The following is a 20,636-nucleotide window of genomic DNA, read 5'->3' as shown; positions in this document are numbered from 1 at the left end:
GGCCCTCTTTTGCTTGATGGTAGGCTACGCCCAGGGACTCTCTACTCTGGTGGGGGACTATCTTAAGGAGTCGGGGCATTGCTTTGCTTGGACACTCTTCATTTATATCGTAACTTATTCATCGGACTTGATATCACTTGCAGATGCTTCACTATCTTCTATCTTCATGGTTGAACATTCATAAATAACAATTACTGAGGATAAAAGACAACTGCTCGCTTTAACCAATCGGCTTGCTTAGGATTGACATCCGCTGGAGGATAGGCGATCGCCTCTACCAGAAGCCGTTTCGGATCGATTCCCTGCTGAATCAGTACCTTTCGCACGGCTTCCGCCCGTTGACGACTCAACGCTTGCCCTTTTTCTTCCTCCTGATTGGGACTAATATGGCCGACAATCTTAATCTTTAATTCTGGATAGCGTTTTAACAGCGTTACCAACGGAATAATTTTTACTCGGATATCTGCCGTCGGCAACTCAGCAGAATTCACTGTGAAATAAATCCGAATCGGAATTTCTGGGGGCTGGACTTGCACCGTATTGGTGACTGCTTTAACTCCAGGAATTTCAGTAAAGGCTTGGGTAATGCGAGTGGCATCGGCGGATTGAATCACTGTTCCTTTTATCGTAACTTCTCCATTAGCATATTCAGCAGAAATCGAAATGCTATCTAAACGATCCAAACTTGCCTCGACTCTGGTGACTTCCGCCTGAATTTTTTCCGCAGTCGGAGGCGCAGCAACAATTTCGACTTGATTATCCAGGGCTAAATTGGGGGCATTTTCCTGCATCACCTCTTCCACGGTTTTCTGTAAACTCGGATCGGGCAATTGTCCCGTTAACATTACCCCATCCCCTTTCACTTGTGCGTCTAACCGATAGGGCGATAGGGTGGGTGAATTGGCCAAAACTGCCGTCAGTTCAAGACTTAAGCGGGTTTCTCGGACAGAGCGATAGACCAACCAACCGAGAGGCAAAAAGGCGATCGCCACAACTGCCGCAATAACCACCAACCATACCGTGGAAATCCCCCCAGAGCGCAGACGTTCCACTTTTTCCTTAAAGACTAAGGTTGCAGGTAAAGCAGGGGCGGGTTGACTTTCTCCAGCCTCACCTTTATCCACAATTAACGCTTCAATCTGCGGACTCAGCAGTGCCATTAATTCCTCTGGTGTCTGTTGCTCTGGGGGTTCAGTCGCTGGAGGTAATTGGGCTAGAGCTGATTCGAGCTTTTCAGCCACTAACGCATCTAACTGACTCTGAATCTTTTGTTCAACCAATCCTTCTAACTGAGCTAAAAGAACGGACTGCAATTGTTGCATATCCGGACTTTCGGGTAGTTTTATCTGTCCAATTAATTCCCCTTGAACTTGCTCCACCCGTTGCACAATGAAGCTCTCTAAGGTTGGCTGTAAAGTTTTAACCAGTTCAGAAGAATCGGGAAGGGGTTGGTTTTGCACATACTCCGATAAATGCTCAGACAATTGACTCTTCACTTGAGCCGCAATTTCGGGTTGCAGATCTTGCACCGAAGGCAACGCGGGCTGTTCCTTGGGAGTAAGTAAAGTTACTAACTCTTCCCGCGACTCTTGAAATCTTTGCGTCATCCAATCAATCAACTGCTGTTGTAATTGGGTTTCTAGGAGTTCCTGTTGCTTTTCTAAATAGGGTTTGAGGGCACGTTTAAGTTGTTTTTGCAGAGGCGGCACTAATTGTGGTAAAATTAAATGCACGACTTCTTCTGAGTGACTTTGGATATACTCCATTAAATCGGTTCGTAGGAACTGCTCAAACTTCTGGCCAGTTTTCTTATCTGACTCTTTCCGGGACTCTTCAAGACGATCTTCAACTCCTCGCAGCAGTTCATCCAGCAGCCGATCCCAAGTTGCTGGAGACAGCATCCCCTGATTGGATTTTGGCAGTAGGGGAATCATCGTTTCGGCAATTTCCTGCTTGTTTTCCTTAATGGTGCGCGTTAGGGCTGGATCGAGCCATTGCATTAGGGCAGTCGGCGATCGCATTAAATACCGCTTCACCTCCTCTCCCACTAACGGTACTAAAACCTGCGTTAACTCCTCCAAATCTGGCTGTTGGTTCTGCAAACTCGCCAACTCTTGCTTCAGCTCTTTTAATTTATTGAGTTCTTTTTGAGACTCATTACTTTCCGGAGGAATGAGTAAATTACGCAGTTGTGTTAAAGGATCATCCTCAATCGTCTCTTCCGTTTGTGGTTTCCTTAAATCCTCTGCCATTGCCCTTATCCTTAAATTATTAATCTTTTCTACAGATTCTTTGCGATTCTTTACAATTGCGTCCTAGGTCATTTTTCATCCTTAACACTCATCAGATAAGGTTTCCAGGACTTCTCGTCCCCCTTGATTATGCGATTTTTACACTTTAGTCATACAAAAAGTTCATAAAACGAAATATTTTGTGATTTGAAATACGAAATTCTACGATCGATCTCCCTAACATACTAGCTAAATTCACGGCGGAGCAGACCCAGATCAATTCTTACCTAATTTAAAGAGGCTGTTTTGTATGACAACCGTCCCCTCTACTGAAACGCTCAATAAATTTGAACGCTTTAAAGCTGAAAAAGACGGTTTAGCCGTCAAAGAACAACTCAAACAATTCGCTCAAATGGGCTGGGAATCTATAGATGAAACGGACCGAGACCAACGGCTCAAATGGCTAGGAATCTTCTTCCGGCCTGTTACTCCAGGAAAATTCATGCTTCGGATGCGCATGCCCAACGGTATCCTCACCTCCGAGCAAATGCGGGTGTTAGCGGAAACGACCGAAAACTATGGAGAAGATGGCAATGCTGATATTACCACAAGGCAAAACCTGCAACTGCGGGGCATTCGCCTAGAAGATATTCCTCAAATCTTCGACCGGTTTCAGGAAGTGGGCTTAACTTCCATGCAATCGGGAATGGATAACGTGCGTAATATTACTGGCTCTCCCGTTGCTGGTATTGACAGTGCTGAACTGATTGATACGCGCCCATTAGTGCAGGCGACCCAAGACATGATTACCAACTCCGGTCAAGGGAACCCTGAATTTACTAATTTACCCAGAAAATTCAACATTGCGATCGCCGGCAGCCGAGATAATTCTGTTCACGCGGAAATCAATGACATCGCCTATGTTCCCGCCTACCGAAACGGCATTCTGGGCTTCAACGTTCTCGTCGGTGGCTTCTTCTCTGGCAAACGGTGCGAAGCGGCCATCCCCCTAGACGTTTGGATAGAACCGAGTGATTGCGTAGCTCTCAGCCGTGCCATTCTCCTCGTCTACCGAGACCATGGTTTACGAGCCAACCGGCAAAAATCTAGACTCATGTGGCTGATTGACGAATGGGGAATCGAACGATTCCGAGCCACCGTTGAACAACAACTGGGCAAACGCCTCCCTGAAGCCGCACCCAAAGATGAATTTGACTGGGACAAACGAGACCATATTGGCATTCACAAGCAAAAACAACCTGGATTCAACACCGCTGGGCTGCACATCCCCGTCGGTCGCCTATACCCGCCCGATATGTTTGAGCTGGCGCGCCTAGGCGAAGTCTATGGCGATGGGGAAATTCGGCTCACCGTCGAGCAGAATGCGATTATTGCCAACATTCCTGACTCGCGTCTAGAAGCATTCCTGGCTGAACCTCTCTTGCAGAAATTCAGCATTAACCCTGACCCCCTCTCTCGCGCCCTCGTCTCCTGTACCGGGGCCCAATTCTGCAAATTTGCCCTCATTGAAACCAAAAATCGGGCAAACACGATGATGGCAGAACTCAGTCAGGAATTAACCCTCGAAAAACCGGTTCGCATCCATTGGACCGGATGCCCCAATTCTTGCGGGCAACCCCAAGTTGCTGACATTGGCTTAATGGGAACCAAAACCCGCAAAAACGGGAAAACCGTAGAAGCGGTCGATATCTTCATGGGGGGCAAAGTGGGGAAAGAAGCTCAACTTGGCCAAAAGGTGATGAAAGCCATTCCCTGCGAAGACCTGAAACTCGTCTTACGCAACCTACTGATTGAGCAATTTGGGGCCCAACCCAAAGCCGGCTATGTAGCTCCGACTCCAGAAGTGAACGGCAATGGAGCTAAATTGCCTGTCATAGAACCCCTGGCTACCCCTGTGGGAACGGTGCAATTAGCCAAAACGGGTAAAACTTTGCCCTGTTATAAAGGCGAGTCCATCTTGGAAGCCGCAGAACGGGAAGGCATTGACCTAGAGTCGAGTTGTCGTTCCGGAACTTGTGGAACCTGTCAACAGCAGTTGGTTTCTGGAGAAGTTCGCTATCTCCAAGACCCCCAAGCCTTGGGCGAACAGCAGGGAGCCATTCTGACCTGTATCGCTCATCCGGTTGGAGAGATTGTTCTAGATGCTTAAGGACAGATAGAACAAAAAAACTGGGGAGTGCCCCCAGTCCAAATATCTAATCATCTTAATTAAGGAGTATCGCAAAAATGTCTGAACCGAACAATACCCTCTCTCCTGTAGAGTCCGTACTTCTGAAAAGCTTCAGTTTAATCGGAGTCCTTGTCTTTGCTGGAGTCATGGTGGGTCGCTGGAATCATCTGATAACCCAAGTGGCTTTAGCCGAAACAGAAGTTTCAGAAGTGGTTGCTCCTGAACCCGAAGTGACTGCTACACCTGAAGTAGAAGAGGTCATTGTGGCGAGTGCAAGTCCCACGGGAGTTACAACCTCTGCGGTGATGACCGAAACTGTAGAAACGGAAGTTGTCGAAGACGTAGCAGAAACCCTAGAAGTTGAGATGGATGAAGCTACGGTCAGTGCGTTACGCTCAGAGCTTTATGAACAAATTGATAGCAATTGGCAAACTTCGCCTACGTTCTCTGAGAGTTTAGTGTATCAGGTAGAGGTCAACGAGGAAGGAGCGATCGCCAATTACACCCCCCTCAACTCCCTCGCCTCCGACTATCTCACGGAAACTCCCCTCGAAACCCTAGTCCAAGAAGAAGACTCCTCTAGTTCTGCCCCCTTCCTCGTCGTCATGGCTCCTAGTGGTGTTCTTGAAGTTAGTTCCTGGACAGGACAATAGGGACACGGAGACGCGGGGATTTCCTGTGACTCCTGACTTCCTACTCCTGACTTCCTACTTATTACTTATTACCCATTACCTAATCAACCGTCATGCTCAAAGAAATGTGGTCATTCCAGGGCAGATACAAAATTCTGCATATGACCTGGTTCGCCTTCTTCCTCTCCTTCGTTGTTTGGTTCAACCTCGCCCCTCTAGCCACAGCCGTTAAAGAGGATTTCGGTTTAGAAGTGGGTCAAATTCGGACAATTGCTATCTGTAACGTCGCCCTTACTGTTCCTGCCCGGATTATTATTGGGATGCTTCTGGACAAATACGGGCCCAGAATCACCTACTCTGTTCTTTTGGTCTATGCCGCCATTCCCTGTATCGCCTTCGCCAGTGCCCAAAACTTTAGCCAACTGGTGATTAGCCGACTTGCCCTCAGTATCGTCGGTGCGGGATTTGTAATTGGTATTCGCATGGTTGCGGAATGGTTCCCTCCCAAAGAAATTGGTCTAGCTGAAGGTATCTATGGAGGATGGGGGAACTTTGGTTCTGCTGCCTCTGCCTTTACCCTCCCTACTATTGCCGCGATTCTCACCTTTGGAGCCGGTAGCATCATTAACTGGCGGCTTGCTATTGCTGGAACTGGAATTATCGCCGCACTCTACGGTATTCTTTACTTCTTTAACGTCCAAGATACTCCTCCTGGCAAAGTCTATCAAAAGCCCAAAAAAGCAACCGGTCTAGAAGTTACCACGCCAAAAGACTTCTGGTTCCTGATGCTCATGAATATTCCCCTCTCTGGTATTCTTGCTGTTCTCGCTTGGCGCTTAAGTAAAGTCGGATTTCTGAATACTCCGCAACTCTATATGGTTTGGGGGGGGTTACTGTGCCTCTATCTGTTCCAAGCCTATAACTGTTGGGATGTGAACAAAGAACTGATGCTGGGCAAAAAGCGCTATCCGGCTGAAGACCGCTATGAATTTTCCCAAGTTGCCCTCTTAGAACTCACCTATATTGTTAATTTTGGTTCAGAACTTGCGGTTGTTTCCATGCTTCCTGCCTTCTTTGAAGGAACCTTTGGCCTGAGTAAACAAGCTGCTGGGATGATTGCTGCCAGCTATGCCTTCATGAACTTAATGTCCCGTCCTGGCGGTGGCTTAATCTCCGATCGCCTCGGCAGTCGTAAAATGACCATGGCAGTATTGACCGGAGGTATGGGTATTGCCTATCTAATGATGGGTCGCGTCACTGGAAGTTGGTTCTTACCCCTAGCTGTCATGCTCACTATGGCGTGTTCCTTCTTTGTCCAAGCGGGAGAAGGGTCTACCTTCGCCATGGTTCCCCTGATTAAACGCCGCGTCACCGGACAAATTGCTGGCAATGTCGGAGCCTATGGTAACGTCGGAGCGGTTGCTTATCTCACCCTCTTTAGCTTGCTCCCTTCTGGAGATGTGGGTAACCGAGTCTTCTTTGAAGTTCTAGGCGTTGCATCTCTGATTGTTGCCTTCCTCTGCGGCTTCTTCCTCAAAGAACCCAAAGGCTCATTTGCCGACCACCACGAAGGAGAAATGGAAGCGACTACGGTTGCTCATGTGGACTCTCCCGTAACTGCTGCTGAATAGGGAATGGGGATGGGGAATAGGTAACAAGCTATCTCCCCATCCCCCTATCCCCCCATCCCCCATCCCCCTACTAAACTGCCATGGTACACAAAACCCTTTGTCCTTATTGTGGAGTCGGTTGTGGCTTAGATGCCTCTCCTCCTGCTGTTCCTGGTAAAGCGACCAACCGAGACAAAGATGGGTTACCTATTTGGAAGATAATGGGCGATAAAACTCACCCATCGAGTTTAGGAAAAGTTTGTGTCAAAGGAGCAACGATAAGTGAATCTTTAGAAAAAAATCGCCTCAAAACCCCAATGATGCGCGATTCATTGGATGAGCCATTTCGTAAAGTAACTTGGGATGAAGCGCTCAACCGTATTGTTGGCAAAATTAAGACGACTCGGTTGGTTCAAGGGCCTAATGCGATTTGTATGTATGGGTCCGGACAGTTTCAAACGGAAGATTATTATATTGCCCAAAAATTGCTTAAAGGTTTCCTGAAAACCAATAATTTTGATGCTAATTCTCGCTTGTGTATGTCTTCGGCAGTGTCCGGATATATTCAAAGCTTGGGTTCTGATGGGCCACCCTGTTGTTATGATGACTTGGAATTAACCGACTGTGCGTTTCTCATTGGTACGAATACGGCAGAATGTCACCCGATTATTTTTAATCGCTTGCGGGTTTATCACAAGAAAAATAAGCAGGTAAAACTGATTGTTGTAGACCCGCGCAAGACCCAAACCGCAGAAGCGGCTGACCTGCATTTGGCGATTCGGCCGGGTACGGATATTGATTTAATGAATGGAATTGCCTATTTATTACACAAGTGGGGATTGATTGACTCCCTGTTTATCGACGAACAAACCACTGGATTTGTAGACTATGTAAAGGTTATCCAATCTTATCCCCCAGAATTAGTGGCGCGAAATTGCGGGATTTCAGTGGAAGATTTGGAACTGGCGGCTCGCTGGTGGGGAGAGTCGAAGCGGGTGCTATCTCTGTGGTCGATGGGGTTAAATCAGTCTTCGGAAGGCACAGCAAAGAATCGAGTGCTGATTAATCTGCATTTGATGACGGGGAATATTGGTAAGCCAGGAGCTGGCCCTTTTTCGCTCACTGGGCAACCGAATGCGATGGGAGGTCGGGAAGCGGGAGGACTCACCCATATTTTACCGGGTTATCGGTTGGTCAAAAATAGAGAGCATCGTCGAGAAGTAGAACAGCTTTGGGGATTAACGCCAGGAAGTATTAATCCTCAACCCGGGTTGTCTGCTTGGGAAATGATTCAAGGATTGGAACAAGGCTGGGTAGGGGTTTTGTGGATTGCAGCAACGAATCCGGCGGTGAGTATGCCAGATTTGGAGCGGACAAAAGCGGCTTTGTTGCGATCGCCATTTACTATTTGCCAGGATGCCTATTATCCCACAGAAACGGCCGAATATGCCCATGTTTTGCTCCCTGCGGCTCAGTGGAGCGAGAAAACCGGAACCATGACTAACTCGGAGCGCCGCGTCACCCTCTGTCCAGCGTTTCGACCAGCTCCGGGTTCTGCACGTCCCGACTGGGAAATCTTTGCCGAAGTCGGACGCAGATTAGGGTATGAGCAGCAGTTTACTTTTGCGGACTCGGAAGCGGTGCGCAATGAATTTCTCCAACTTACGGCTAATCGACCCTGCGAGCAACGGGGAATTACTTACGAGCGCCTGCGGGAAGAGGGGCCCCTCCAATGGCCTTGTGTCGATGGAGGAAAACCACAGGCTCGAATGTATACAGATTTACGCTTTAATACCTCTGATGGCCGGGCGCGATTTGGAGCTTTCCATTCACGGGGCTTGGCAGAACCACCGGATGGTGAGTATCCTTTCGTGCTAACAGTGGGGCGGCTCTATGGTCATTGGCATACCTTAACCCGAACCGGTCGAATTGATAAGATTCAGAAGATGCATCCAGAAGCAGTGATTGAGGTACACCCCTATGATGCAGAGAAATTAGGGATTGCAGAAGGGATGATGGTCGAAGTGCGATCGCGGCGCGGATGGTGTCGTTTTCCGGCCAAAATAACCAAGAATATTACTAAAGGAACCGTATTTGCACCGATGCATTGGGGGGCGATGTGGGGCGATCGCACAGAAGCCAATATGTTAACCCATCCGGAAGCCTGCCCCAGTTCGGGACAACCGGAACTCAAAGCCTGTGCCGTTCGCTTAATCCCCATCACCCATCACCCATCACCGGTTAACCGGGAACAGTTACCCCTTGAAATATCGAAGTTAAGCATTTCTCCATCCTAAGATCCATTGATAATGAATCGATCTCAAAATCCTGGAGAGATTTCTGGTAATTGCTCCAGTTCGAGTTGAGTGACTAAACTCAGGGGCATGGGTTCTTGGCTAATCGATTGGATATAAGCGGGAGTTAAATAAGGTTTATAGTCTAGATTTTCAGCCACATAAGTTTGGAAAAAGGCTAAGGTTAAGGTTAGGGTATAACGACGGGCTAAATCGGGATCTTCGCCAATCACCAAGCTGGGTAACGGGAGATCATCTTCCCCCGGTTGTAAAGTAGAAAAGTGAGTTCCTCCTTCCTGTAAGACTAAATATTTTTCTGATGTATTCGTTAACCAAACAAAGGGTAAAATCTGTTCGGGAAAAGATAGGGCAACCGTATCTTTACTCCCGGCAACAATCATCACGGGAATTTCAATATCATCGAGACTCGATTCTCCTAAAACCCGACTGCTAATGGGATTAATGGCAATCACAGACTGAATGCGGGAGTCCTGAAGATTCAGGGAGCGATCGCCCTCTCCTAACTCTAAAGCGCGACATTGGAGCAACAGAGAAACGTTCCACGACGGACTATTGGGATTACAATCTGCTTCTAACTGCTCAAAATTAATCTTAGCTCCAGCCAACGCCAACACGGTATAACCGCCAAACGATTGCCCGATCGCCCCTACGCGCTCCACATCAATCCGTCCTTCCAGAGCGCCACCCGGTTGGGTTTGGCGACTGAGTTCGTCAAGCATAAAGATAATATCTAAAGGACGGTTGATAAACTCGCTCGGTTCAGCCACTTCATTCGCTTTTCCTTCGAGCATCGCTTCCCGTTGGCGATCGCTACTTTCCAAATGCTCAGGAACCACAACAGCAAACCCCATAGAAGCTAAATGAGTGGCTACATACACAAAACTGTCTCGATTCGAGCCTAAACCGTGGGAAATAACGACTAAAGGAGCGGGTTGATCGGAACGGTTGGGAACATAAAGATCGACCGGATAAGCCCGATTTCGCTCCCGATCTCGGAGAGTAAACGAGCGTTTTTCCCAGCGAAAATAGCCCACAGTATCTAAATCAGGCAGTTCAGAAATGGGGATTTCTCCTTTCGGAACCGAAAAAGGAAATGCCGAATTCCATTGAATTCCCTCGGGTACTTTTGCCACTTGAGCTTGAAAGGACACCTCGATCGCCGATTGTTGAGCGACAACCTGATTGGCTTCATTGGTTTGCTGCACTAAAGTATACAAATTCCAGGCAATATCGAGCGCCGATTCTAAATCAATACGTAATCCTTGAGTGGGGAATTTGCGCAAAATATTCAGCAATGTCATCCCCTCCGGTTCAGCCGCCGCTAAAATCAAAGCCGCTCGAATAGCATAAAATCCCTGTTGTCGCCCTCCCGTTTTCACTACTCGCCCCAAGCGCTCTAATAAAACTTCTCCTTGGGGAGAATAGAAAAATTGAGAAATCCCTAAAGGAGTCACATCAATTGGCTGCTGGAGAATCTCCCTAAACTGGTTAAGTTGATCCTCATTCAGATAGCGAGTATAAGCGGATAATTTGGGGCTGATTTTTCCTTCGTTCACAAAGTTTTCTAAGTCCCGCACAGGAATAGAGCGCTCAACTAAAGAAAAAGAAACATAGACTTGTTCGGCTGCCCAAACCGGTTGTAGGGGAAGGGGAGAACAAACCAGCATTGCCACTCCCATCAGCCACTGCCATCGAAAATATTGTTGTAAGACCATCGATCTCACCTCTCACACCATCTCTATGTTAGCTCAGGTAGGTAAGAGGAAAGAGAGAAAACCAGGTTTTATGCTTGTCTTACGGCATAAATCTTAAACCAGAAATTTTTCCGGAAGAAGCAGGGGAGATTGGTATAGGGAAACGACATAAAGCCATTCCAGCAGATTAGGAAAATCTATGAACTTGACCCCAACTCAACCCCTATCAGTCTGGATTCAACAGTGCTGGGTTCATTATACCTTAGACGCTCCAGAAGAACGGTGCCCAAAGGTACCCGAATTGCCGGGTTTATATGGTTTGGTTGCTGAAAGTCAGGATGGTGAAAATTGGATTTTACTTCATATTGGCCAAACCCAAGTCAATTTGCGCGAATCTTGGTGTTATTATCGTCAATTACCGATGGTAAAAATTCTGCACCAGTTATCCCTAAATGTGAGTTTAGCCGTATTGGCCTTTCCTATCGATTCTCTACCTGGATTATCTTTAGAACACTTATCGAACTGGGAACAGGCGTTAGTCGAATCTTTAGAGCCGATGCTCACCAAAACGCCAGCCGTCTTACAAATTGCGGTAAAGTGAGTAGAGGTACAATAGAATAAAATAGCTAAGGTGTGGATCATGCAAGTTTCCCAGTTGTATATTTACCCGATTAAGTCTTGTGGGGCGATCGCCTGCCCAAATATTAGAGTAACCTCACATGGGTTAGCTGGCGATCGTCAAATGATGCTCGTCAACGCACAAGGTCAATTTATGACCCAACGGGACTATCCACAAATGACCAAAGTCCAGGTCAATTTGACGGCTGATACCCTCACCCTAGAATACGAGAATTTTGACCCTTTAGTGCTTCAACCTACCTTAGAGGGCAAGCTACACCCTGTTCAAGTGTGGCGAACCCAGACCCTGGCTATTGACCAAGGAGAACCCGTTGCAGAGTGGTTTCAAAGAGTCCTGAAATTAGACCATCCCTGTCGCCTTGTCCATCAATCTCCCCACCATCCCCGCGCCATTGATTCCAAGTATGCCATCACGGAAAATGATACCGTCAGTTTTGCCGATGGCTATCCCATCTTGTTAACGAATACCGCATCCTTAGAAGACCTCAACCGCCGACTGCGCCAAACCTATCCCCAAGCTCCCCCCCAATTCCCCATGAACCGTTTTCGTCCCAACATCGTCATTGAAACCAACGAACCGTTTGGTGAAGATCGCTGGCAAACCGTAACCATTGGGCCAGTAGAATTAGAATTAGTAAAACCCTGCTCCCGCTGCATCATCATCACCACCAATCAAATCACTGGAGAGCGCAACCCCCAGCGCGAACCCCTCAAAACCCTAGCCACCTTTCGCCAACAACCTGGAGGTCTCATGTTTGGCTGCAACGTCATTCCCAAAACCCTAGGTGAGATCGAAGTAGGAAGCCAGATGCGATTAACAATTAAAAATTAATCTGGAAGAAACAAGAGTGAATGACTATCCGCTAACGAACTACGGCTCTAGGCAAACCGAAGCTAGCAGGTACCGCTAATAACAGAGACCAAGTAATGACATATTTGTAGATGCCATATTCAGTTATTTGGCTCGGTTTTTTGCTAGTGCAATATATTGAAATCCCGTAGTTTTCAGGGGACTTTTTCAAGTTGAACGGTCTGTATTGCTTTAATATAAGTAGTAGCCATATCTTCAATGCAAGTTTTGGGCTTACTCTCTCCATTTAACCCTACGGCTTGCAAACCGTAGAAAGGTTGTTCCACAGCTAACTGGCGAGCCAAGTCCCAATAGCACAGAACGTTGCCTCCCACTGGATGAACGCAGAAAAATGGTGGCAAAGAACCCTTTGGCTGAATTGGAACTAGGGGTGAGAAAAGTTCAGGATTTACGGCTGCACTGAGTAAACTGGCTTGACCTTCGATAGTGGGTTCGGTGAACAGAGTTGCTAGGGGCAGCCGAGTTCCCAACTGTTGTTCGATGCGAGCCATCAGACGAACCGCTAACAGAGAATGACCGCCCTTATCAAAAAAGTTGTCTCGCACTCCCACGGAAGGGATATTGAGAACCTCAGACCAAATTTGTACCAGTTGCAGTTCTGTGGTGGTGCGGGGGGCTATTTTTTCTGCTTCTTGAGTCGAAACATCCGGTATGGGAAGGGCGCGGCGATCTATTTTGCTGCTGGGAGTGAGAGGGATTGCATCTAAAAAGACAAAAGCACTAGGCATCATATAATCGGGGAGTTTGCTTTTGAGAAAGCGGCGCAAGTCAGAGGATACCACTTCCTCTTTCGCAACGATATAGGCTGCGAGTCGTTTATTTCTTGGGATGTCTTCGCGGACAATAACAACGGCTTGGCTGATGTTTGGATGTTGAGTTAAGACCGCTTCAATTTCTCCGAGTTCGATACGGAAGCCTCGGATTTTCACTTGATTGTCAATACGACCGATATATTCGATGTTGCCATCGGGAAGATAGCGTGCCAAGTCGCCTGTTTTGTAGAGGCGAGAACCCGGTTCGTTACTAAAAGGGTTGGGGATAAACTTTTGCTCGGTTAATTCGGGACGGTTGAGATAACCACGAGCCAACCCTGCACCACCGATATGCAGTTCTCCTGATACGCCGATGGGTACGGGTTGGAGATGGTGGTCGAGAATATAGATTTGGGTATTGGCGATCGGATGACCGATTACTGGTTTAACACTATTCTGATAACAAGAAGCAACTGTAGTGTCTACGGTGCATTCTGTCAGTCCGTAAACGTTATAAAAACGAGTGTGTTTTGCTTTTGCTAATGCTTGCCAAATCAATTCATCTATCGCTTCCCCTCCAACGAGAACAATTTCTGGAAGCGTCTCTTCGCGAGAGAACCATTTTTCTATTATTAGTGTCAGTTGTGATGGCGTACAGTCAAATACATCGATCTGCTGTTTTTGCAGGTAGGATAAAAGAACCTCTCCATTCAAGCGGATCGTTTTCGGTATGATATAGAGGGTGTCCCCATGCAAGAGTCGAATTAGCTGTTGAACCGAAGCGTCAAAAATTAGGGGCGCATTCACACTCACTCTGCACTGACGTGGCAATTGGATAGCATATATCGCGTGTTGGAGTCCTACCGACAGGTTTAACGCCGCTCGATGTTCGATAGTCACTGCTTTGGGTTTGCCAGTTGAGCCAGAAGTGTAAATGACATAAGCTAAGTTTGCGGAGTTGACTTGACCGTTCTGGATGTTCTTCTCGCCCGAAGAAGTATCCCAGTTTTTCTCAAAACAAACAACATTAGTTTTATATCCTGAAAATCTATTGACAAGATGCTCTTGAGTTAACAGAACTCGTGCCTTTGAATCTTCTAAGATATAAGCGAGACGATCGCTCGGATAATTCGGGTCGATTGGAACATAAGCACCACCTGCTTTGAGAATTCCCAACAATCCAATTATCATCTCAATAGAGCGCTCTACACATATACCTATCAGCACTTCCGGTTCGACTCCCAAACTTTGCAGGTAATGTGCCAGTTGATTCGCTTTCCCATTCAACTCTCGATAGGTTAGTTGGTCATTCTCAAAGATAACCACCACCGCATCAGGAGTGCGTTCCACTTGCTCCTCAAATAACTGATGAATGCACTTATCTTGGGGATAATCTGTCGTCGTATCATTCCATTGTACTAATATCTGATGCCCCTCGTTTTCCGGTAACAAAGGTAATTTCTCAACCTGCTGTTGAGGATTCGCAACTATAGATTCTAGCAACACTTGAAAATGTCCCATCCAACGACCAATAGTTGCCCCCTCAAATAAATCCCTGTTGTATTTCCCATATCCCATTAATCCATCTTCTGTCTCCTGCATCGATAGGGTTAAGTCAAACTTGGCAACTACACTCGACCTCTCTAATTGAGAGCAACTCACCTCTGGCAATTCTAGGTTTCCCATGTCTGCATTTTGCAAGACAAACATCACTTGGAACAAGGGATTATAGCTCAAAGACCTGGACGGTTCTAATTCCATCACCAACTGCTCGAAGGGGAGATCCTGATGGGAATATGCTTCTATTGCTGTTTGGCGAACCCCTTTCAATACATCTGCAAAAGTCTGCCCTTCTTTAAATTGAGTTCGCATGACTAATGTATTCGCAAAAAAGCCAATTAAGGGTTCGATTTCTTGGTGTTGGCGGTTGGCTATGGGGGTTCCTACTAAGATATCTGACTGTTTGCTGTAACGATAGAGTAAACTGCTCCATGCTGCCAATAGGGTCATAAACAGGGTACATCCCGATTCTTGACTCAATGCGTGCAGTTTTTGGGTGAGTTCCTTTGAGAGTTGAAATGATTCTGTTCCGCCTCGGAATGTTTGCACTGAAGGGCGGGGTCTGTCTGTGGGCAGTTCTAGTAATGGGGGGGCATTTGCTAACTTTTGTTTCCAATAGTTCAGTTGGCTTTGCTGTTGTTGTTCTTTTAACCACTCTCGCTGCCAGATTGCATAGTCCGCGTACTGAATCGGCAGTTCTGCTAATGGAGATTTTTCCCCTTTGCTGAAGGCTTGATAAAGTGCCGATAATTCTCCCAACAATACTCCCATCGACCAACCATCGGAAATTATGTGGTGTATGGTTAGGGTTAAGATGAACCTTCCCGAATCCAGTTGTAGTAAATTTCCTCGCAGGAGAGGGCCACTTTCTAGATCGAAGGGTTTTTGCGCTTCTTGTTTGACAAAGTTTATTACCTGTGTTTCCTGTTCTATCTCTGGTAGTTGTTGCAAGTCGATAACGTTTATGGGAGTTGCTATGGTGGGGGTGATTATCTGAATAGGAACTCCATTTTCTACTTTGAAGATTGTCCGCAGGCTTTCGTGACGACGAACTATGTCTTGGAGAGCCTGTTCTAGTGACTGGATGGATAAGTTTCCGAACAGTCGCCAAGCCCTAAATATGTTGTAGGTGGAACTTTTTCCCTCTAGTTTATCTAAAAACCAGAGTCTTTCTTGGGCAAAGGAGAGAGGAATATTGTTGTCGCGGTTGATGGGCTTAATTGTATAATAAAAAGATGACCAAGTTGCCGACCATCCTTTCTGACGTAAAAAATTAGCCAGTTGCTCGATAGTAGGAGCATCAAAAAGAACCGATAGGGGTAAATTGCGGTTAAAGATTTGCTCGATTTTGGCAAACAACCGCACGGCTAAAAGAGAGTGACCGTCTAAAGCAAAAAAGTTATCTTGAATGCCGATTGGTTCAGTTTCTAAGACGCTTTCCCAAATCTTTTTTAATTCTAACTCTAACTCATCGCGAGGAGAGACAAAAATACTTTGTTGGCGATTTAGTAATTTGGGAGAAGGTAGATTGCGTCGTTCTAATTTACCGTTAGGATTTCGCGGCAAAGTATCTAACACAACGAAGAAATTTGGTACGGCATATTCTGGCAGCTTTTCTGCGATAAAATTGCGCAATTGTTCTTGAACTTTAGGAGATTCTGCTGGATTTAAAGAATCGTTGTTGGTGGCAACGTAAGCTACCAAATCATTATCTTTTGGCAAATCATCCCGAGCAATTACGACAGTTTCTTTTACATCTGGATGCAGATTGAGTGTCGTTTCTATTCCTTCTAGTTCGACTCGAAATCCTCTGATTTTGATGCGGCGATCGCTTCTTCCAACAAATTCTAATATTCCCTCGGGCGAATAACGAGCTAAATCGCCTGTTTTATAAAGGTGAGTAATTCCTTCAAAGGGGTTAATAATAAATTTCTTTCTGGTTAATTCTGGACGATTGAGATAACTCCGTACTTGACGTTGTCCTGCCACGCAAAGTTCGCCAATTTCTCCCTCTTGTACTGGGCTTAAATTTTCGTCGAGCAAGAAAATTGTTGTATCTTCAAGAGGCTTTCCTAGAGGTACGATTCCGGTTGCCTGATTGAACTCTTCAGGAATGACATAATAACTGACCGTTCCCGTGGTTTCAGATTGGGAGTAAAGATTAATTGTTCGAGCCTTATGTTGAAGTTGGTAACGCCAATCGTGGGGAGTATTCCAAGCTAGAGGTTCTCCTGTAACTAAAATTAATCGCAAGGAATTATTTAGCAGATCGAGTCTTACTTTTTCATCGAGTTCCTGCAAAGAATCGATACAAAATCGCCAGATTGTCGGTACCGTATCCCAGATAGTTACTTCAGCATTTTTAATCAGTTGGAAAAGCTGTACTGGGTCTTGTCGCTGTTGCTGATCGGCAATGACTAATATAAGGGTAAAAGCGTTTGTCTCACCCCTGCTGAAAATGCAAAAGAAGCGGTGTGTAAATATTTATCGCTTTCTTCAATTCCCAAAGGCAAGCAAATAGACCGCATATAAGAAGATAAGCTGTAGTGGGGAATGCAAACAGCTTTTGGTTGACCTGTCGAGCCAGATGTATAAACGGCATAAGCTAGATTATTAGAGCTTACTTCATCTGCTGGGTTTTCTAAACTTTTCCCGGCAATTTCTGACTGGTTTGAGTCGAGATAAACGAATCTCATGTCTGACTCTGGAACTATTTTTCCGAGTTCTTTGCGAGTGACTAAAACCGGAACTTTAGCATCTTTCAACATAAATGCCAAACGCTCTGGCGGATAGTCGGGGTCTAGGGGTAAATAAGCGCCACCTGCTTTGAGGATGGCAAGAATAGCGATCGCAAATTCGCAAGAACGGTCTAAGCAAATTCCGATTAAAGTATTTTGTTCGAGATTGAATTGCTTTAGATAATGTGCCAGTTGGTTAGCTTCCTGATTTAATTCTCGATAAGTTAGCTGTCGGCGATTATCGACAAGGGAGATCGCCTCCGGTCTTCGTTCGACTTGCCTTTCAATTAACCGATGAAAACAGGGTTCTTCTGGATAAGAGTTGGCTGCGACAATCTCTACAGGACGTTCTTGAGGCTCGTTTATTCGAGAGGGAAGTAAAACCGCTCCCTCTCCTGTTGTTGTTAGTTCTCCAAGTTGATTTGTGCCAGTAATTGTGACTTTAGCTAAAATGCCTGAGTCGCGTTCTGTTTTTTTAACAACCGTTCCTTCATACCAAATCGTATCCCCATATAAAACTGGAGCGTTCATCTGTACCGATAATCGTTTAAGCTGTCCGCGATCGCCCATCCAGTTCGTTAGCAACGGGGCTAGCCAAGCAAAGCGCATCGCGCCATTATCAAATGGTGCGGACATACCCCGTTGTTTGGCCAAGAGAAAATCTTCATGCTGTTGAGAATTTTTAATTGACCAGCCCGTTATCGGATTTTTAACCGCAGTATGAGGAGCTTTGAGAGTATCGCGATACCCTAAAGCCCCTGGGCGATAAGATGGGCCAATTGCTGCTTGCCAACAAATCAAATCCCCCACAGTTAAGGGGCCACGAACTAAAGGCGGCAGTTTGGTATTAATCTCGACATCTTCTCCCCATAAAACGCAATCGCCCCTTCGACTTTCCCGATCTAAGGCTTCGCAAATCTCTGCCAATTCTTCCTCAGAATATTCGTAAATCGAACGATTCACTAAAAGATCGTTTTCCGTCCACGCCATCCAGACCAAATTACTCTTGGCCTTACCGACTAATTCTTCCTTTTGATTCCAGTAGCTTGTTTCCGAGAGGATGCAAACCAAAGGATGATTTTCACGGTCCTTAGACTCGTAAACCCCCGTTTGTTTCGCCGATGGCCTTAAAGAATCTCCTTCTAAAATCGGGTGAAACCATTCATATTCTAGCTCTCCAATCAAATTGGACATGGGTAATTTCATTGGATACCCATGCAATACCGGGTACAACACTGAGGTTAGAAAAGTTGGGGGCGCAACGAGACTGCCATAATAACTCTTCCCAGCGTAATCTGGATCGAGCCAGAGGGGATTATCGTCGCTAACCCCATAAGCAAAATGTCTGATGGCTTGTGCTGTCACTTCTGTATTCCAAGACTCTCGTTCTTGGATCGTTTGCTCTGTTAGTCCCCGAGATTTTTCTATAAATTCGTGAATTTTCCGATCTATTATTTGACTCATTTCAAGTGTTTTTTTCAGAGATTTATTGCTGATTTTCCCAGTTTACAAGAAAAATACTTTCTTGAAAGTGTTTTTTTTGACATTAATTGTGGGCTGTCACTCTGGGGCTATAGTACCAAGGTAAGCTCATCTAACTTGGTAGCGAATGTACTTGACAAAGTTCAACTCAAGGGATGAATCGCTAAAAATTTGATTCCGTCGTTAAGCCAAAATTAGTATGCGTTTGCCCTACCCATCCTCCCATTCCTCTAGACAGAACCTGAAATGTTGAGTTACTATAGAAAATTGTGAGTTTTTAAGATAGAGAAGCCCATGCACGCTCAAGAAATCATCCGCTCTATAGAAGCGGAACAAATGAAACCAGAGATTCCTCTAATCTACGTTGGAGATACAGTAAAAATCGGTGTGAGAATCCGAGAAGGTGGAAAAGAAAGAACCCAGCCCTATGAAGGTGTTGTGATTGCCAAGCGCAATGGTGGCATCAATGAAACCATAACAGTGCGCAAAATATTCCAAGGTGTGGGCGTAGAACGAGTCTTTTTACTCCATTCTCCACGCATCACCAATATTAAAGTGACTCGCCGAGGAAAAGCCCGCCGAGCCAAACTCTATTATTTGCGCGATCGCGTTGGTAAAGCAACTCGTCTCAAACAGCGCTTTGATCGTCCCTTAGATACAAAAATCAAGACTAAGACTAAATAACGCCTTCCCCTTGACATAAATTCCAATTGATGTGTATAATTAGAGGGCTTAGGTTAATCCAAAACAACCAGTGCGCTCTTAGTTCAGTTGGTAGAACGCAGGTCTCCAAAACCTGATGTCGGGGGTTCAAGTCCTCCAGGGCGCGTTAATCAAAACCCTTTGACGGTCTGGAGCCTTGAACCTCCAACATCAAATTTTGAACCCCTGCTGCACATATTCCACACAAAACCTAGTCTAGCACTTCAGGCTCAAGCTGGGGTAAATAGGTTTTCATTCCCCCTTTTTCAAAGTGTTGATGAGCCTGACAACAGTCTTGTAACAAGGTAGGGTAGCAGTAGGTGGCTACCCTCTAAGATTTAGGGTAAAGATTTACCCTAAATTTCGCACGACTAACCTAATAAGCAATAGGCGTGAGATTTACACCGGGTAATCGCGGTATAGGCTAATCGTCTACTCTCGGAGTCATCCAGGTACTTAGCCTGGAACTCATCCCAGACGATTAAAACAGAATCAAACGTACTACCTTGAGCTTTATGGGTAGTCAGGGCATAGGCATACCCGATATTGTCAAAGCATGACTTCAACTTCCAGAACGCTTGCCTATCCGATTTGTCCTTGGAGGATTGCAATTTCTTCAGAGTCTCTTGATATTCCCCAGTCATTTCATCAGAGAGCACTCTCAGATTGTGGTTGCCATAGGGTAACGACCAGTATCGCCAAATGTGTTTATCTAGCCTCGACAAAGCCCTTTCATCTGGCATAATTTCTGAAGCTCTAGCTTCCTTGATGGTTGCCTTATCTTCTAGGGTGAACTCGTCAGAATTATTCAGGATTTTTACTTTCCCAATATCAGCCACTCCACGATACACGGGAGATTTAGCGATTAATCTTTCTCCGACATGGTAAGGACAGTCATCAGCATGTAGACCCCAGAGGTAAAGCCTGAATTGTTCATTGTAGTTGTCACAAGTCCTGTTCTTGTGGGCAAGAATCCTGAAGTTATTGGGGTCTTCCGAGAAGCGGTTAGACCCTTCTTTTAGGGTTACTTTTACCTCTTTCCTGCCCTCCAGCCAGGATAAAGTATTGTCCCCAGTAAAGTCATATCAAGTCCGATGAATAAGTTACGATATAAATGAAGAGTGTCCAAGCAAAGCAATGCCCCGACTCCTTAAGATAGTCCCCCACCAGAGTAGAGAGTCCCTGGGCGTAGCCTACCATCAAGCAAAAGAGGGCCCAG

The 20,636-nt window shown here is 46.0% G+C and carries 10 protein-coding genes, 1 tRNA gene and 2 pseudogenes; 8 read left to right on the top strand and 5 right to left on the bottom strand.

Annotated elements, in window-relative coordinates:
* Positions 1–191 precede the first annotated feature (191 nt).
* Positions 192–2,252, bottom strand: a complete 2,061-nt coding sequence (locus PN466_RS03055) for an OmpA family protein (RefSeq protein ID WP_271936870.1) — start codon at positions 2,250–2,252, stop codon at positions 192–194.
* Positions 2,253–2,541: 289 nt separating this feature from the next.
* On the opposite strand from PN466_RS03055, the gene PN466_RS03050 reads away from it, so the two are divergent.
* The 4 genes from PN466_RS03050 to PN466_RS03035 all read left to right on the top strand — a co-directional run bounded on the left by PN466_RS03050 (position 2,542) and on the right by PN466_RS03035 (position 8,961).
* A complete protein-coding gene (locus PN466_RS03050) occupies positions 2,542–4,401 on the top strand; it encodes a ferredoxin--nitrite reductase (protein WP_271936868.1) in 1,860 nt (619 codons plus the stop codon).
* 77 nt (positions 4,402–4,478) lie between these two features.
* On the top strand, positions 4,479–5,075 hold the full coding sequence (locus tag PN466_RS03045) for a hypothetical protein (RefSeq protein ID WP_271936867.1): 597 nt from the start codon (positions 4,479–4,481) through the stop codon (positions 5,073–5,075).
* Positions 5,076–5,167: 92 nt separating this feature from the next.
* Entirely contained in the window at positions 5,168–6,685 is a 1,518-nt protein-coding gene (locus PN466_RS03040; protein ID WP_271936866.1) for an MFS transporter, read from the top strand.
* A gap of 80 nt (positions 6,686–6,765) precedes the next feature.
* The gene (locus PN466_RS03035) at positions 6,766–8,961 is read left to right on the top strand and encodes a molybdopterin oxidoreductase family protein (protein ID WP_271936864.1); all 2,196 of its coding nucleotides are present in this window, start codon (positions 6,766–6,768) and stop codon (positions 8,959–8,961) included.
* A gap of 23 nt (positions 8,962–8,984) precedes the next feature.
* Here PN466_RS03035 and PN466_RS03030 read toward each other — a convergent pair whose 3' ends face one another.
* Positions 8,985–10,694, bottom strand: a complete 1,710-nt coding sequence (locus tag PN466_RS03030; protein WP_271936862.1) for an alpha/beta hydrolase — start codon at positions 10,692–10,694, stop codon at positions 8,985–8,987.
* A 178-nt stretch (positions 10,695–10,872) separates the two neighbouring features.
* Here PN466_RS03030 and PN466_RS03025 point away from each other — a divergent pair, with 178 nt between their 5' ends.
* The gene (locus tag PN466_RS03025) at positions 10,873–11,274 is read left to right on the top strand and encodes a hypothetical protein (RefSeq protein ID WP_271936861.1); all 402 of its coding nucleotides are present in this window, start codon (positions 10,873–10,875) and stop codon (positions 11,272–11,274) included.
* 39 nt (positions 11,275–11,313) lie between these two features.
* Positions 11,314–12,144, top strand: coding sequence for an MOSC domain-containing protein (locus PN466_RS03020; RefSeq protein WP_271936859.1), 831 nt, complete (start codon positions 11,314–11,316; stop codon positions 12,142–12,144).
* A gap of 173 nt (positions 12,145–12,317) precedes the next feature.
* On the opposite strand, the pseudogene PN466_RS26610 reads toward PN466_RS03020, so the two are convergent.
* Together PN466_RS26610 and PN466_RS26605 are read right to left on the bottom strand one after the other, a co-directional pair.
* Positions 12,318–18,223 (bottom strand): annotated as a pseudogene (locus tag PN466_RS26610) (amino acid adenylation domain-containing protein).
* Between the two features lie 39 nt (positions 18,224–18,262).
* Positions 18,263–18,697 (bottom strand): annotated as a pseudogene (locus tag PN466_RS26605) (FAS1-like dehydratase domain-containing protein); the annotation flags it as partial.
* A 312-nt stretch (positions 18,698–19,009) separates the two neighbouring features.
* Here PN466_RS26605 and rplS point away from each other — a divergent pair.
* Positions 19,010–19,399 (top strand): 50S ribosomal protein L19, encoded by a 390-nt coding sequence (rplS, locus tag PN466_RS03005; RefSeq protein ID WP_271936856.1) that lies wholly within the window; start codon positions 19,010–19,012, stop codon positions 19,397–19,399.
* Positions 19,400–19,471: 72 nt separating this feature from the next.
* Positions 19,472–19,544: transfer RNA gene (locus tag PN466_RS03000), tRNA-Trp, on the top strand.
* A 244-nt stretch (positions 19,545–19,788) separates the two neighbouring features.
* Here PN466_RS03000 and PN466_RS25850 read toward each other — a convergent pair.
* Positions 19,789–20,256 (bottom strand): helicase C-terminal domain-containing protein, encoded by a 468-nt coding sequence (locus PN466_RS25850; RefSeq protein ID WP_271936854.1) that lies wholly within the window; start codon positions 20,254–20,256, stop codon positions 19,789–19,791.
* Between the last annotated feature and the right edge of the window lie 380 nt (positions 20,257–20,636).

This window comes from Roseofilum reptotaenium CS-1145, from assembly GCF_028330985.1.
GTDB lineage: Bacteria > Cyanobacteriota > Cyanobacteriia > Cyanobacteriales > Desertifilaceae > Roseofilum > Roseofilum reptotaenium.
Note: the sequence above shows the minus strand (reverse complement) of the source record. Positions and strands in the feature narration are given on the sequence as shown.

Coding starts and splice junctions, on each gene's coding strand:
- PN466_RS03055 (WP_271936870.1), bottom strand. CDS start 2,252: ATGGCAGAGGATTTAAGGAAACCACAAACGGAAGAGACGATTGAGGAT.
- PN466_RS03050 (WP_271936868.1), top strand. CDS start 2,542: ATGACAACCGTCCCCTCTACTGAAACGCTCAATAAATTTGAACGCTTT.
- PN466_RS03045 (WP_271936867.1), top strand. CDS start 4,479: ATGTCTGAACCGAACAATACCCTCTCTCCTGTAGAGTCCGTACTTCTG.
- PN466_RS03040 (WP_271936866.1), top strand. CDS start 5,168: ATGCTCAAAGAAATGTGGTCATTCCAGGGCAGATACAAAATTCTGCAT.
- PN466_RS03035 (WP_271936864.1), top strand. CDS start 6,766: ATGGTACACAAAACCCTTTGTCCTTATTGTGGAGTCGGTTGTGGCTTA.
- PN466_RS03030 (WP_271936862.1), bottom strand. CDS start 10,694: ATGGTCTTACAACAATATTTTCGATGGCAGTGGCTGATGGGAGTGGCA.
- PN466_RS03025 (WP_271936861.1), top strand. CDS start 10,873: ATGAACTTGACCCCAACTCAACCCCTATCAGTCTGGATTCAACAGTGC.
- PN466_RS03020 (WP_271936859.1), top strand. CDS start 11,314: ATGCAAGTTTCCCAGTTGTATATTTACCCGATTAAGTCTTGTGGGGCG.
- rplS (WP_271936856.1), top strand. CDS start 19,010: ATGCACGCTCAAGAAATCATCCGCTCTATAGAAGCGGAACAAATGAAA.